General features: G+C 39.4%; 13 protein-coding genes and 1 tRNA gene. 12 read left to right on the top strand and 2 right to left on the bottom strand.

What is annotated here, in order from left to right; genetic code table 11:
- Positions 1-17 precede the first annotated feature (17 nt).
- Positions 18-608, bottom strand: coding sequence for an ATP-dependent Clp endopeptidase proteolytic subunit ClpP (gene clpP / locus CZ490_RS13925; protein ID WP_077619449.1), 591 nt, complete (start codon positions 606-608; stop codon positions 18-20).
- Positions 609-865: 257 nt separating this feature from the next.
- On the opposite strand from clpP, the gene CZ490_RS13920 reads away from it, so the two are divergent.
- A tRNA-Arg gene (locus CZ490_RS13920) sits at positions 866-937 on the top strand.
- Positions 938-989: 52 nt separating this feature from the next.
- Here the strand turns inward: CZ490_RS13920 and CZ490_RS22345 are convergent.
- Complete coding sequence (locus tag CZ490_RS22345; protein WP_159439955.1) at positions 990-1,166, bottom strand: hypothetical protein; 177 nt, start codon at positions 1,164-1,166, stop codon at positions 990-992.
- Positions 1,167-1,356: 190 nt separating this feature from the next.
- Between CZ490_RS22345 and rpoN the strand changes: the two genes are divergently transcribed.
- The 11 genes from rpoN (at position 1,357) to rnr (ending at position 14,969) form a co-directional block, all read left to right on the top strand.
- Positions 1,357-2,661 (top strand): RNA polymerase factor sigma-54, encoded by a 1,305-nt coding sequence (gene rpoN / locus CZ490_RS13910; RefSeq protein WP_234987310.1) that lies wholly within the window; start codon positions 1,357-1,359, stop codon positions 2,659-2,661.
- A gap of 38 nt (positions 2,662-2,699) precedes the next feature.
- Positions 2,700-2,933: a glutaredoxin family protein gene (locus CZ490_RS13905; RefSeq protein ID WP_407639812.1), complete on the top strand. Its 234-nt coding sequence runs from the start codon at positions 2,700-2,702 to the stop codon at positions 2,931-2,933.
- 331 nt (positions 2,934-3,264) lie between these two features.
- Positions 3,265-4,290: a sugar-binding transcriptional regulator gene (locus CZ490_RS13900; protein ID WP_077619446.1), complete on the top strand. Its 1,026-nt coding sequence runs from the start codon at positions 3,265-3,267 to the stop codon at positions 4,288-4,290.
- 116 nt (positions 4,291-4,406) lie between these two features.
- Complete coding sequence (gene gap / locus CZ490_RS13895) at positions 4,407-5,414, top strand: type I glyceraldehyde-3-phosphate dehydrogenase (protein ID WP_077619445.1); 1,008 nt, start codon at positions 4,407-4,409, stop codon at positions 5,412-5,414.
- 214 nt (positions 5,415-5,628) lie between these two features.
- Entirely contained in the window at positions 5,629-6,813 is a 1,185-nt protein-coding gene (locus tag CZ490_RS13890; RefSeq protein WP_077619444.1) for a phosphoglycerate kinase, read from the top strand.
- Positions 6,814-6,991: 178 nt separating this feature from the next.
- On the top strand, positions 6,992-7,759 hold the full coding sequence (gene tpiA / locus CZ490_RS13885) for a triose-phosphate isomerase (protein ID WP_077619443.1): 768 nt from the start codon (positions 6,992-6,994) through the stop codon (positions 7,757-7,759).
- Positions 7,752-9,287, top strand: a complete 1,536-nt coding sequence (gpmI, locus tag CZ490_RS13880; protein ID WP_077619442.1) for a 2,3-bisphosphoglycerate-independent phosphoglycerate mutase — start codon at positions 7,752-7,754, stop codon at positions 9,285-9,287. The genes tpiA and gpmI overlap by 8 nt, the downstream gene beginning before the upstream one ends.
- A gap of 43 nt (positions 9,288-9,330) precedes the next feature.
- Positions 9,331-10,623, top strand: coding sequence for a phosphopyruvate hydratase (eno, locus tag CZ490_RS13875; protein WP_077619441.1), 1,293 nt, complete (start codon positions 9,331-9,333; stop codon positions 10,621-10,623).
- A gap of 879 nt (positions 10,624-11,502) precedes the next feature.
- Complete coding sequence (secG, locus tag CZ490_RS13870) at positions 11,503-11,736, top strand: preprotein translocase subunit SecG (protein ID WP_077621070.1); 234 nt, start codon at positions 11,503-11,505, stop codon at positions 11,734-11,736.
- Between the two features lie 134 nt (positions 11,737-11,870).
- Positions 11,871-12,611 carry an alpha/beta hydrolase gene (locus CZ490_RS13865; RefSeq protein WP_077619440.1) on the top strand — a complete coding sequence of 247 codons (741 nt, stop codon included), beginning with the start codon at positions 11,871-11,873 and terminating at the stop codon, positions 12,609-12,611.
- Positions 12,612-12,626: 15 nt separating this feature from the next.
- Positions 12,627-14,969 carry a ribonuclease R gene (rnr, locus tag CZ490_RS13860; protein ID WP_077619439.1) on the top strand — a complete coding sequence of 781 codons (2,343 nt, stop codon included), beginning with the start codon at positions 12,627-12,629 and terminating at the stop codon, positions 14,967-14,969.
- Positions 14,970-15,034 lie beyond the last annotated feature (65 nt).

Raw genomic sequence — 15,034 nt, 5'->3', positions numbered from 1 at the left:
TGAGAGGATTTTTTATCTTATTTTGCGTCTTGTGGATACATAACCTTATCGATTAATCCATACTCCATCGCCTTTTCAGCAGTCATGAAGTTATCACGGTCTGTGTCTTTTTCAATAATTTCGATTGGTTGACCAGTGCGCTCTGCTAAAATACCGTTTAGCTTTTCACGAAGGAATAAAATACGCTTAGCCGCAATCTCAATTTCAGTTGCTTGACCTTGTGCTCCACCAAGTGGTTGGTGAATCATTACTTCACTGTTTGGAAGGGCAAAACGCTTGCCTTTTTCACCAGCAGCGAGTAAGAAAGCACCCATTGATGCTGCCATACCGATACAAATTGTTGAAACTTTTGGCTTAATGAACTGCATTGTGTCATAGATAGCCATTCCAGCCGTGATTGATCCACCAGGGCTGTTAATGTATAAAGAGATATCTTTCTCAGGATCCTCAGCTGCTAAGAACAATAACTGAGAAACGATTGAGTTGGCAACATTATCATCAATTGCACTTCCTAGCATGATAATACGGTCTTTTAATAAACGTGAGTAAATATCATAGGCACGCTCTCCACGGTTTGTTTGCTCAATAACTGTAGGGATTAAATTCATATTACTTCCTCCTTTAAGAACGAATTAAAAAACTTTACTATGTAATTCCATGATACAATTAAGGTCAGTAAAGGTCAAACATTTCGCTTTACTACCTTATACTATTCTACAAGCATTTATGTCATACCTCTATGGATACGAAAAAAACAAATTTCATACGTATACCATCATACCCGATTTGCAGCGTTTTAAAACATACATCTTGCAATCACATTCTTTCTATTCTATAATGATGTGTGCAATTCAAATACTGAAATGCCCTCGTAGTGTAGTGGATAGCACAAGAGATTCCGGTTCTCTTATCGTGGGTTCGAATCCTGCCGAGGGCGCTACACAAAAAAACTGACCATGAACTTTACTTGGTCAGTTTTTTTATGTACTTTAATTATCCTTGTACCCTACTGTTCCATCGTACACATCTTCATCAACTGGATTCACAGCCCACATGGTTTGGATGGCACTAAACTCCGACGCAAACTCTTCTTTTTGGCTGCTTTTTTTCGCCTCATCCAATGTACCTGTAACTGGGCCAGTGTAAATTATTTCATCCTTTTTCAACACCATTCACCTCTTTAATCTAGAATCTTTCAAAAAGAGAATAAAATGCGTGCTAATTTTTAACTTTTTCGATACCATATAAGTAAGAGTACTATTCATAAATAACACATATTTTCCATTTATTTCATAACAAAAAGTAAACGCTTACACATAATGAAATACATCAAAGAAGGGGGGAATGTAAGTGAATATGCATACTGGACTTTTCCAACAGCAATCTCTAAAACTAGTCATGACAAAGGAACTAACCCAAGCTATTACTCTTTTACAATATTCTACTTTGGATTTGACCAAATTTTTAGAAGAACAGACACTCGAGAATCCCCTAATTGAGGTTAGATCAAGTGATTTTGGACGCAGGGCGAAGTCAAGGGTTTCAAAAGACACGCACACGAATCCTATCGATTATATTGAGAAAAAAGAATCATCACTTTACGAGCATTTACTGACACAACTTTCATATATGAAATTGAATAAGAAGAAAAGAGCTACCATTGAATATATCATCCAGCTACTGGATAGTAACGGATATTTGTATTTTTCTGCTGAAGAGATTGCAACCGACCTAGATACCAACATTGAAACCGTTGGTAATGCGATTCGCTTTATACAAGGTTTGGATCCAAATGGTGTTGGAGCACGATCTCTACAAGAATGTCTTTTACTCCAACTGAGGGCACTTCCTCACCGAAATGAATTAGCAGAAACCATTATTGAACATCATTTTACACTCTTTGCCGAAAAGTCATGGAAGGAAATCGCCAAAGACTTGAATGTGAAACTTTTTGAAATACAACAGATTTTCGATCTCATTCAAACACTTCAGCCAAGGCCAGGCGCAGCCTTTCATGGAGGCGAAGCGCAATACATTGTACCGGATTTTGATATTCAGGTTGAAAATGGCGTAATTACAATGAGTATGCAGGACTCATACCAACCAAAGGTCTCGTTAAACTTACAATATTATCAACATTTCTTAGAAGAAAAGGATACAAAAACTAAGTCCTATCTACAGGAAAAAGTAGAACAGTGTCAATGGATTATCCGGAGTTTAGAGCAACGTAAGTCAACGCTGCAAAATGTCATGAATGAAATTATCAATCGACAAAATGATTTCTTTATAAAAGGACCTAGCCATCTAAAACCAATGATAATGAGTGAGGTAGCAGAAAACTTAGACATTCATGAATCAACGGTTAGTAGAGCGGTAAAGGATAAATTTGTGCAGACTCCTTATGGGATTTTTGAGATGAGGTATTTCTTTAGCAGTACGATTCAAACCACTGGGGCAACCGATACATCTTCAACCCAAGTAAAAAATGTATTGAGACAATTGGTTGATGGAGAAGATAAAGAAAAGCCTTTGTCAGACCAAGAGATTGTCAGTATACTGGAGGAAAGTCACGGAATTTTAGTATCAAGACGAACGATTGCAAAGTACCGTGATCAATTAAATATACCTTCATCATCGAAGAGAAAAAGGTATAGCAAGTAGAATGGAAGTGTATCAAGTTGAAACGCATTTTGGTAACGATGTATTCAAAGGAAAATTGCTCGCTTTGCGTAAAAGCCAAAAAGATAATTGATGAACTAAATGAAGAATACCCATTAGAACTACAAGAAGTTGATATTTATAAGGATGATGAACTTCTTGAAAAATATCAGATCATGATTCCGGTGATCGAAATAGACGGAAATGAAGTTGAATTTGGGATTATTCATAAGGAAGTTATTGAAGAATATTTAAGTGAAAATTACAAAAAGTAGTGAAAATTAACATAACTGCATAAAATTTATGCAGTTTTCCCGCATCAACGGGCAGTAAGACCCTTCTTTAGGTCTTAATAGTTTCTATGAAGTATTGGAGGGAATCAACTGCCCGTAAATGCGCAATTGGTTCAACTAACTATTAATCGGGGATATAATCCCCTATTAATAGAAGTTTCACTTTATTTATTGCTTTCTATAAAAACTACTGGTACTATATAGAGGTAACATCGACGACGATATTGATTGTTTTTTTTTACTGTAAGTGGGACACAATATGTCACACCGGGACAAAAAAAGTCCCTTATGGTAAAAAAGGGGAAATGAATTAATGAGTTCAATCATTGAAGTACAACAGAAATTATTACCTGATTTACTCGAGGTTATGCAAAAACGCCACGAGATCCTCAAATACATACGACTTATGCAGCCGATTGGAAGGAGAAATCTTTCTACAAGTCTTGGTCACAGCGAGCGCGTCCTCCGCGGTGAAGTTCAGTTTTTAAAAGAACAGAACCTAGTGGAATTTAGCACAGCTGGAATGAGCCTAACAAAAGAAGGCGCAGAGTTATTGAAAGACTTAGAGGATGTCATGAAGGAAGTTTTAGGTTTACGGGTTTTAGAATCTAAGCTTAAGGAAAAGTTAAAGATAAAAGAAGTAATTGTCGTTTCAGGCGACAGTGACACAACTCCTTGGGTGAAAAAAGAAATGGGAAGAGCTTGCGTTTTGCGTATAAAACAAAGGCTTTTTGGAGAAAATATCGTCGCAGTTACTGGTGGTACAACCCTTGCTGAGGTAGCAGAAATGATGACGCCGGATTCACGGGGAAGAAGCATTTTGTTTGTTCCAGCAAGAGGTGGACTTGGAGAACGAGTAGAAAATCAGGCAAATACGATTTGCGCTAAGATGGCTGAAAAAGCATCTGGTGATTATCGACTCCTACACGTACCAGATGTTGTAAGCAATGAAGCGTACAACTCCTTTGTGGCAGAACCATCGATTCGAGATGTACTTAACTTGATTAAGTCATCAAGTATGGTTGTTCACGGAATAGGAGACGCTATTACAATGGCAACGCGTCGCAGAACTGATGATGAGGATATGAAGAAAATCATTGAATCACATGCGGTCGCAGAAGCCTTTGGGTATTACTTTGACGAAGATGGAGAAGTCGTTCATCGGGTTCAAACAATTGGCATCCAGCTAAGTGATCTCCCGGCAATCCATGATGTGATTGCAGTTGCCGGTGGGGCTTCGAAAGCGATAGCCATCCAAGCATACTTAAAGCAAGCGCCGGACACTCTGTTAATTACAGATGAAGGGGCTGCGAAAGAGTTATTAAAGGGGTATAAATAATTATCCCTTATTATAATTAACAGCATTCAGTTTACTGAATATTGTTAATGCCTCCGGCGGTTACGCCAAGGCACAATTGATTACTTAGGTTTCATATACAAAAGGAGGAAATCAAAATGGCAGTAAAAGTTGGTATTAATGGTTTTGGACGTATTGGTCGTAACGTATTACGTGCGGCGCTAAAAAATCCTAATGTAGAGGTAGTTGCAGTAAACGATCTAACTGATGCAAACATGTTAGCTCATCTATTAAAGTATGATACAGTTCATGGTGTTCTTGAAGCAGAAGTATCTGTTAATGGAAACAACCTTGTTGTTAATGGAAAAGAAATTTTAGTTAAAGCTGAGCGTGACCCAGCACAACTTGGATGGGGAGACCTAGGCGTTGAGGTTGTAATCGAGTCAACTGGTCGTTTCACTAAGCGTTCTGATGCAGCAAAACATTTAGAAGCTGGCGCTAAGAAAGTTATCATTTCTGCTCCTGCAACTGATGAAGATATTACTATTGTTATGGGTGTTAACGAAGATAAATACGATGCAGCAAGCCATGACGTAATTTCTAATGCGTCTTGTACAACAAACTGTTTAGCTCCATTTGCTAAAGTTCTAAATGAAAACTTTGGAATTAAGCGCGGTATGATGACAACTGTTCACTCTTACACAAATGACCAACAAATTCTTGACTTACCACACAAGGACTACCGTCGTGCTCGTGCAGCAGCTGAAAACATCATTCCAACATCAACTGGTGCTGCAAAAGCTGTTTCTCTAGTTTTACCTGAATTAAAAGGTAAATTAAATGGTGGAGCAATGCGTGTTCCAACTCCTAACGTGTCTCTTGTAGACTTAGTAGCTGAGTTAGAAAAAGACGTAACTGTTGAAGAAGTAAATGCAGCGTTACGTAAAGCTTCTGAAAATGAATTAAACGGAATCATGGGTTACAGTGAAGAGCCACTTGTTTCAAGTGACTACAACGGTAATTCAAATTCTTCAACTATCGATGCTCTTTCTACTATGGTTATGGAAGGCAGCATGGTTAAAGTTATCTCTTGGTATGACAACGAAAGTGGATACTCTCACCGTGTAGTTGACTTAGTAGATTACATCGCATCAAAAGGTCTATAATTTAACCTTTTAAATGACTATGTCACATTAACTTAGTAGTGAAGCATATTGTTCTTTGATACGATAGCTACAATCACTATAATAGAACTTGTGAAGGGGAGGGAATATTCCCTTCCCTTTTTGATGTTGATGTGAGATAACCCTATTATATGTGCCTGAAATCCCCCACGGGGTTTAGGTGCAAAAACACTACATAGAACGGAGGCCTTCCCTAGTGAATAAGAAATCAGTAAGAGATATTGATGTAAAAGGCAAACGAGTTTTTTGTCGAGTTGATTTTAATGTTCCGATGAAAGATGGGCAAGTAACGGATGAAACACGTATCCGAGCAGCATTACCAACAATTGAACACCTACGTTCTCAAGGCGCAAAGGTTATTTTAGCGAGTCATCTTGGCCGTCCAAAAGGTCAAGCGGTAGACGAGCTTCGTCTAGATCCAGTTGCTAAGCGTCTAGGTGAGCACCTAGGAATTGAAGTACGCAAAACAAATGAAGCATACGGTCCTGAGGTTGAACAAGCGATCTCTGAAATGAACGAAGGTGATGTTCTATTATTAGAAAACGTTCGTTTCTACCCTGGAGAAGAAAAGAATGATGCAGAGCTAGCGAAACAATTTGCTTCACTTGCAGATGTTTACGTAAACGATGCATTCGGTGCAGCTCACCGTGCCCATGCTTCTACAGCTGGTATTGCTGAACACATTCCAGCAGTTGCAGGTTTCTTAATGGAAAAAGAAATTGAAGTATTAGGTAAAGCACTTTCTAATCCAGAGCGTCCGTTCACAGCAATCATTGGTGGAGCGAAAGTAAAAGACAAAATCGGTGTCATTGAGAACCTCTTAGAAAAAGTAGATAACTTAATCATTGGTGGAGGACTCGCTTATACATTTGTAAAAGCACAAGGTCATGAAATCGGTAAATCTCTTTTAGAAGAAGATAAGATTGATCTTGCTAACCAATTTATGAACATGGCAAAAGAAAAAGGCGTTAACTTCTACATGCCTGTTGACGTAAAAGTTGCAGATGACTTCTCAAACGATGCAAACACTAAGATTGTTCCAATTGACGAGATTCCTAGCGATTGGGAAGCACTTGATATTGGACCAAAAACACAAGAGCTTTACAGAGATGTCATATTAAATTCAAAGCTAGTTATCTGGAACGGACCAATGGGTGTGTTTGAACTAGATACATTTGCGACTGGAACAAAAGCAGTAGGTCAAGCGTTAGCAGATGCTACTGACACATACTCTGTTATCGGTGGAGGAGACTCAGCTGCAGCAGTTGAGAAATTCGGTTTAGCTGATAAAATGAGCCACATTTCAACTGGTGGTGGAGCATCACTAGAATTCATGGAAGGTAAAGAGCTTCCAGGAGTTGTTTTACTTAACGATAAATAATAGTGTGACTAGTTTTTTCTAGGGGTAAAATAATCCTAGATTTAATCTCTAGTTCCTGGTGCAGTTGGCTCTATGGATAAGCTTGCTTTGGAATGAAAATCTATCATCTATTTGTGATGTCTTACCCACTTAGCCCTTTAGCGCCTTGCACTTTACTAATCGAAAGGGATGGTGAATCATGAGAAAGCCAATCATTGCAGGAAACTGGAAAATGAATAAGGTACTTCCTGAAGCAGTTCAATTTGTAGAAGAAATTAATGGTCTAATTCCGTCACCTGAAAAGGTTGACTCTGTCGTTTGTGCACCAGCACTTTTCTTAGAGCGTCTCGTCTCAAACGTAAAAGAAGGAAACTATGACCTTAAAATTGGTGCACAAAACATGCATCATAAAGAAAGCGGAGCCTATACAGGTGAAATCAGCCCTGTAGCATTAAAGGATCTTGGTGTAGACTATGTTATCCTTGGTCACTCTGAGCGCCGTGAAATGTTTGCGGAAACGGATGAAACAGTTAACCAAAAAACACTTGCAGCTTTCGCTCATGGATTAATTCCAATTGTGTGCTGTGGTGAAACGTTAGAACAGCGTGAAGCAGGTCAAACAAATGACCTTGTTGGAACGCAAATTCAAAAGGCGTTAGCAGGCCTAACAGCTGAACAAGTAAAAGAAACGGTTATTGCTTATGAGCCAATCTGGGCAATTGGAACAGGTAAGTCTTCTTCAGCTGAGGATGCTAATGAAGTTTGTGCACATATCCGTAACGTAATTGCAGAACAATTCTCTAACGACGTTGCAGATGCAGTTCGCATTCAGTATGGTGGTAGTGTAAAACCTGAAAACATTAAGGAATACATGTCACAGCCAGATATCGACGGTGCCCTAGTTGGTGGAGCAAGCCTTGAAGCTGCTTCCTTCGTAAAGCTTTTGGAGGCAGGTAGTAATGAGTAAATCACCAGTTGCACTAATTATCTTAGATGGATTCGCCTTTCGCGATGAAGTAAAAGGAAATGCAGTAGCACAAGCTAAAAAACCAAATTTTGATCGCTACTGGAATCAGTTCCCACACGCTACTTTACAAGCAAGCGGTGAGGCTGTTGGTTTACCAGAAGGCCAGATGGGGAATTCAGAGGTAGGACACTTAAATATCGGTGCCGGCCGTGTCGTCTATCAAAGTTTAACCCGTGTTAATGTGGCAATCCGCGAGCATGAATTCGAAAAAAATGAAACCTTCCTTGATGCAATGAAACATGTAAAAGAGAATGGAACAGCACTCCACTTATTTGGATTATTATCTGATGGTGGCGTACATAGTCATATCGAACACCTTTTTGCATTGCTACGACTCGCTGCATCTGAAGGTATCAAAAAAGTGTACATCCATGGCTTTTTAGATGGAAGAGATGTGGGTCCTCAGACTGCAAAAATCTATCTACAACAGCTTGACGAAAAAATGAGAGAATACGGTGTTGGAGAAATCGCAACCTTGTCTGGCCGTTATTATTCGATGGACCGTGACAAGCGTTGGGAACGTGTTGAAAAATCATATCGTTCTATGGTTTACGGCGAAGGTCCTACATATAAAAATGCAATTGATCTTGTTGATGATTCATATGCTAATGGCATTTACGACGAGTTCGTATTACCATCAGTAATGGTTAAAGAGGACGGTTCACCTGTTGCAACCATTCAAGACAATGATGCTGTAATTTTTTATAATTTTAGACCTGACCGTGCAATCCAAATTTCAAATACTTTTACAAACGATGATTTCCGCTCGTTTGACCGTGGGCCAAAGCATCCTGAAAACTTACACTTTGTATGCTTAACACATTTTAGTGAAAGTGTTGATGGTTATGTTGCGTTTAAACCGACTAACTTAGATAACACCTTGGGTGAAGTTCTTGCGCAGAACGGTTTAAAACAGCTCCGTATTGCGGAAACTGAAAAATATCCTCATGTTACTTTCTTTATGAGTGGTGGACGTGAGCAGGAATTCCCTGGTGAGACTCGTATTTTAATCAATTCACCAAAGGTAGCAACCTATGACCTTAAGCCAGAAATGAGTGCATATGAAGTTAAAGATGCGCTATTAAAAGAAATTGCAGATGACAATCATGATGCTATTATCTTAAATTTTGCAAACCCTGATATGGTAGGTCATTCTGGATTGCTTGAACCAACAATCAAAGCAATTGAAACAGTTGACGAGTGCTTAGGTGAAATTGTAGATGCGATCCTTGCAAAAGGTGGAGCTGCTATTATCACAGCTGACCACGGTAACTCAGATGAAGTTGTTACGATTGAAGGAAATCCAATGACTGCACATACGACAAACCCAGTGCCAGTTATCGTAACAAAAGAAGGTCTACAGTTAAGAGAAGACGGAATTCTTGGAGATTTAGCGCCAACTATGCTTGACCTACTCGGCGTTCAAAAATCCGCTGAGATGACCGGAAACACGTTAATTAATAAGTAATCGTACTACCATAAAACTAATTAGAAAAAAGGAGAGATTTTTAATGTCAATTATCATTGATGTATATGCTCGTGAAGTATTAGATTCTCGTGGAAATCCTACAGTTGAAGTTGAAGTTTATACTGAATCAGGTGCATTCGGCCGTGCGTTAGTACCAAGTGGTGCTTCAACTGGTGAATACGAGGCAGTTGAACTTCGTGATGGCGACAAGAGCCGTTACCTTGGAAAAGGTGTTCAAACAGCTGTTAACAATGTAAATGAAATCATCGCAGCAGAAATCATTGGTTTCGATGTAACTGATCAAGTTTCAATCGACCAAGCTTTAATCGAACTTGACGGAACTGAAAATAAAGGTAAATTAGGTGCAAACGCTATTCTTGGTGTATCTATGGCAGCAGCTCGTGCAGCAGCTGATTACCTAGAAATTCCTTTATACCAATACCTTGGCGGATTCAACTCAAAAACTCTTCCAGTTCCAATGATGAACATCATCAACGGCGGAGAGCATGCTGATAACAACGTTGACATCCAAGAATTCATGGTTATGCCTGTAGGTGCTGAAAACTTCAAAGAAGCACTTCGTATGGGTGCTGAAATCTTCCACGCACTTAAAGGAGTATTACAAGCAAAAGGCTTAAATACGGCTGTAGGTGACGAAGGTGGATTCGCTCCAAACCTTGGTTCTAACGAAGAGGCTCTACAAACAATCGTTGAAGCAATCGAAAAAGCTGGTTACAAACCAGGTGAGCAAGTACGACTTGCTATGGATGCTGCATCTTCTGAGTTCTACAACAAAGAAGACGGTAAATACCATCTTAAAGGAGAAGGTAAAGTTCTTTCTTCTGAAGAAATGGTTTCATTTTACGAAGATCTTGTTTCAAAATACCCAATCATCTCTATTGAAGATGGTTTAGATGAAAACGACTGGGAAGGCCACAAACTTCTAACTGAGCGTCTTGGTAAAAAAGTTCAATTAGTTGGGGACGACTTATTCGTAACAAACACTAAGAAACTTTCTGAAGGTATTGAAAGAGGCGTTGGTAACTCAATCCTTATCAAAGTTAACCAAATCGGTACTTTAACTGAAACTTTTGATGCAATAGAAATGGCAAAACGCGCTGGTTACACTGCTGTAATCTCTCACCGTTCTGGTGAAACAGAAGACAGCACAATCGCTGACATCGCTGTTGCTACAAATGCTGGCCAAATTAAGACTGGTGCTCCATCACGTACTGACCGTGTTGCTAAATACAACCAATTACTACGTATTGAAGACAATCTTGGTGAAACAGCTCAATACAACGGATTAGCATCTTTCTATAACTTAAGAGGTTAATCTCATAAAAGGAAAACGACAAGCGAGGAGCTTGTCGTTTTTCTTTATTTATTCTTTTTAGTTTGTTGTTTCTTTTCCTTGCCCTGTTGTGTATTTTCACCTAGATAAGTCGTTTTATGTTTTTTCTGTTCTTTTATCATCTGATCGAAATCCCAATTGATCACTCATATCACCCTTTCAAGATAGTCAGTTTTAATATGGTCGTTTACTGAGGAAATCATCAAGTGAATCGTTGGTAATTAAGTTTGATGAGGAAAACAGAAGATGAAGATATGATTTGAGAGCAAATAGTTTTCGGTTTCAAAGTGTCATCATGGTAGGGATGAGGACATGTTTGGAGAGAAAGTAGGGTTCGAAATTGTTATCATGGTAGGGATGAGGACATGATTGGAGAGAAAGTAGGGTTCCGAAGTGTCATCATGGTAGGGATGAGGACGAGATTGGAGAGAAAGTAGGGTTCCGAAGTGTCATCATGGTAGGGATGAGGACGAGATTGAAGAGCAAGTGGGGGCAAAAGTGTCATCATGGCCGGGATGAGGACATGTTTGGAGAGAAAGTAGGGTTCGAAATTGTTATCATGGTAGGGATGAGGACATGATTTGAGAGAAAGTAAGGTTCCGAAGTGTCATCATGGCCGGGATGAAGACACGAACGAAAAAAGCAGTATCTATAGGAATGTCATCATAACCGCGACTAACACCAATCCTAACCTCTAGCCCTAGAAAAGTCATACTTAACATCCAAAAAATGACAAACATTAAAATATCTTTACATTTTTTGACTAATGTCTGAAAATGCAGTATTGTCCACATGGTTATTTTATGGTACATTTATCTTAACGTCATATGCGTTCTTGTTCAGGAGGTGTCGTTTTATATGTTGCATGGAGTTCTAGTTACATTATTAGTAATTGTATGTATTGCGTTGATTGTGGTTGTCTTATTACAATCGGGTAAAAGCGCAGGTTTATCTGGGGCTATTTCTGGTGGAGCTGAGCAGTTATTCGGAAAACAAAAGGCTCGCGGACTAGACGCAGTGTTACACCGTATTACAGTTGTTTTAGCGGTATTATTCTTTGTTCTTACAGTTGCAGTTTCATACTTTGATTTATAAAAACAAGGGTTAGACAGGTAAATGTCTAGCCTTTTTTATTGCACGTAAATCGAACTTTCCGGTACGATAGTAGAATACCGAAAATAAGCACAAAATAGTACATATCAGAAGTCATCACAAAGGAGTTTTACATAATGAAAATCAAATTACCACAACCTTTCTTTTTTGAAGGAGGGGAGAGGGCCGTTTTATTATTGCATGGTTTCACAGGGAATTCAGCTGATGTTCGGATGCTTGGTCGATTTCTTGAGAATAAGGGATACACTTGTCATGCGCCAATCTACAAAGGACACGGTGTCCCTCCTGAAGAATTAGTTCATACCGGACCTGAGGATTGGTGGAAGGATGTCACGGATGCTTATCAATTTTTAAAGGATAAAGGATACGAGAATATTGCAGTAGCAGGATTGTCTCTAGGTGGGGTATTTTCGCTTAAATTGGGATACACTGTACCTATAAAAGGGATTGTGACAATGTGTGCGCCTATGTATTTGAAAAGCGAAGAGGTAATGTATGAGGGTGTAGTTGAGTATGCACGTGAGTATAAGCGGTTTGAAGGAAAATCACCTGAGCAAATTGAAACAGAAATCGAAGCCTTCAAGAAAACCCCAATGAATACATTAAAAGAATTACAAAACTTGATTGCTGAAGTTAGGGATAACGTCGATATGATCTACTCCCCTACTTTTGTGGCGCAAGCTCGTCATGACCACATGATAAATCCGGATAGTGCCAATATTATCTACGAAGCAGTAGAGAATGATTTTAAAAAGATAAAATGGTACGAAGAGTCCGGACATGTCATCACCCTAGACAAAGAACGTGACCAACTGCATGAGGATGTATATGCTTTCCTAGAGCAGTTAGATTGGTAACGGGAGGGATAAAAAATGGAGCAGGAAATCCAAAATCACATCAATAAACTATTAGATTTTATGAAGGAAGAGGCGTATAAGCCCTTAACCGTCCAAGAACTTGAGGAAGCCTTTGGAATTTCAGGTTCGGAGGATTTTAAGGACTTTGTAAAAGCCCTTGTTATTATGGAAGAAAAAGGTTTGGTTGTTCGAACTCGTAGTAATCGCTATGGTCTTCCGGAAAAGATGAACCTTATCCGTGGGAAACTTACAGGGCATGCTAAAGGTTTTGCGTTTGTAATGCCGGACGATAAATCAATGGATGACGTGTTTATACCGCCTAATGAATTAAAAAACGCCATGCATGGAGATACCGTACTTGTACGTATTAGCACAGAATCAACTGGACAGCGTAAGGAAGGAACCGTCGTTCGGATTATCGAACGTGGCGTCCAAACCATCGTGGGTACGTATACCGAAAGTAAAAACTTTGGTTTTGTTATTCCAGATGATAAAAAGATTGCAAATGATATTTTTATACCGAAACAAGCATCTAACGGTGCAATTGAGGGTCATAAGGTTGTCGTCAAGCTTGTCACATATCCTGAAGGAAGAATGAGCGCTGAAGGAGAAGTTGTTGAAATTTTAGGTCACAAGAATGACCCGGGAATCGATATTCTTTCGGTTATCCATAAGCACGGCCTTCCACAGGAATTTCCGAGAGAGGTATTGGACCAAGCAAACAATACACCAGATACAATCGATCCTAAAGATCTCGTTGATCGACGAGACTTACGAGATGAAGTCATTGTAACGATTGATGGTGCTGACGCAAAAGATTTGGACGATGCTGTAACTGTTACAAAGCTTGAAAATGGTAATTACAAACTGGGTGTACATATCGCGGACGTAACGCATTATGTGACAGAAGGCTCGCCTATTGATAAAGAAGCAAGTGAACGCGGAACAAGTATTTACCTAGTCGATCGAGTTATCCCAATGATTCCACATCGACTTTCAAACGGGATATGCTCATTAAATCCGAAGGTTGACCGACTAACTCTATCTTGTGAGATGGAAGTTGACCAAAATGGTGCTGTTGTTAAACACGATATTTTCCAAAGTGTGATTAAAACAACGGAACGAATGACGTATTCAGATGTGAACAGTATTCTCGCTGATAAAGATGAGGAATTACGTTCACGCTATGAGTCTCTTGTTCCAATGTTCGAAGACATGGAGCAACTTGCTGCGATTCTTCGTGAAAAACGAATGAAGCGTGGTGCAATTGACTTTGATTTTAAAGAAGCAAAGGTACTTGTAGATGAAGAGGGAGCACCGTATGATGTTGTATTACGTGAGCGCTCTGTTGGTGAACGTTTAATTGAAGAATTTATGTTGCTTGCAAACGAAACGGTTGCGGAGCATTTCCATTGGATGAATGTACCGTTTATTTACCGAATCCACGAAGACCCGAATGAGGAAAAGCTAAGACGCTTCTTAGAATTTATTACAAACTTTGGCTATCTAGTTCGTGGTGCAGGAAATTCGATTCATCCACGTGCTCTGCAGGAGGTAATCGAAGCTGTACAAGGGAAGCCTGAAGAAATGGTTGTTTCAACTGTCATGTTACGGTCGATGAAGCAAGCAAAATATGATCCGGAAAGTATCGGACACTTTGGATTATCAACTGATTTTTACACACATTTCACGTCACCAATTCGACGTTATCCAGACTTAATCGTCCACCGATTAATCCGAACCTATTTAATCCAAGGAAAGCTAGACAATGCTACTCAGGATAAATGGAAGGAAAAACTACCGGAAATTGCAGACCATTCCTCTAATATGGAACGTCGTGCGGTCGAGGCAGAGCGTGAGACGGATAGCATGAAAAAGGCAGAGTATATGATGGATAAAATCGGCGAGGAATACGATGGCATCATTAGTTCTGTAACTAACTTCGGAATGTTTGTTGAGCTTCCAAATACGATTGAGGGACTTGTTCACGTAAGCTATCTCACCGATGACTACTACCGTTATGATGAAAGAAGCTATGCCATGATTGGCGAACGTACCGGTAATGTATTCCGTATCGGAGATGAAATTACTGTACGTGTAATCAATGTAAATAAAGATGAGCGATCTGTTGATTTTGAAGTTGTTGGTATGAAAGGTAGCCGCCAAAAGCTTTCGAAAGATAAACCGACAATCATTAGATCTGAAAAAGGTAGAAATCTTCGTAAATCAAATGATGATAGTAAGAAGCGTGATTCTGACAAGGATGGCGAATGGTCAACCCGCAAGCCTCGTAAGAAAAAGAAGAAGTTTGATAATGTTCCACCGCAAAAAAGTAAGAAACGGAAAAAGAAAAGATAATCGAGAAAAGGTGCTCCACTGATGTGGAGTCCTTTTTTTTGCTATTCACTGAATAGTTTACTTGC

Origin of the sequence: Litchfieldia sinesaloumensis, from assembly GCF_900156865.1 — a bacterium.
Classification (GTDB): Bacteria; Bacillota; Bacilli; order Bacillales; family Bacillaceae_L; genus Ferdinandcohnia; species Ferdinandcohnia sinesaloumensis.
Note: the sequence above shows the minus strand (reverse complement) of the source record. Positions and strands in the feature narration are given on the sequence as shown.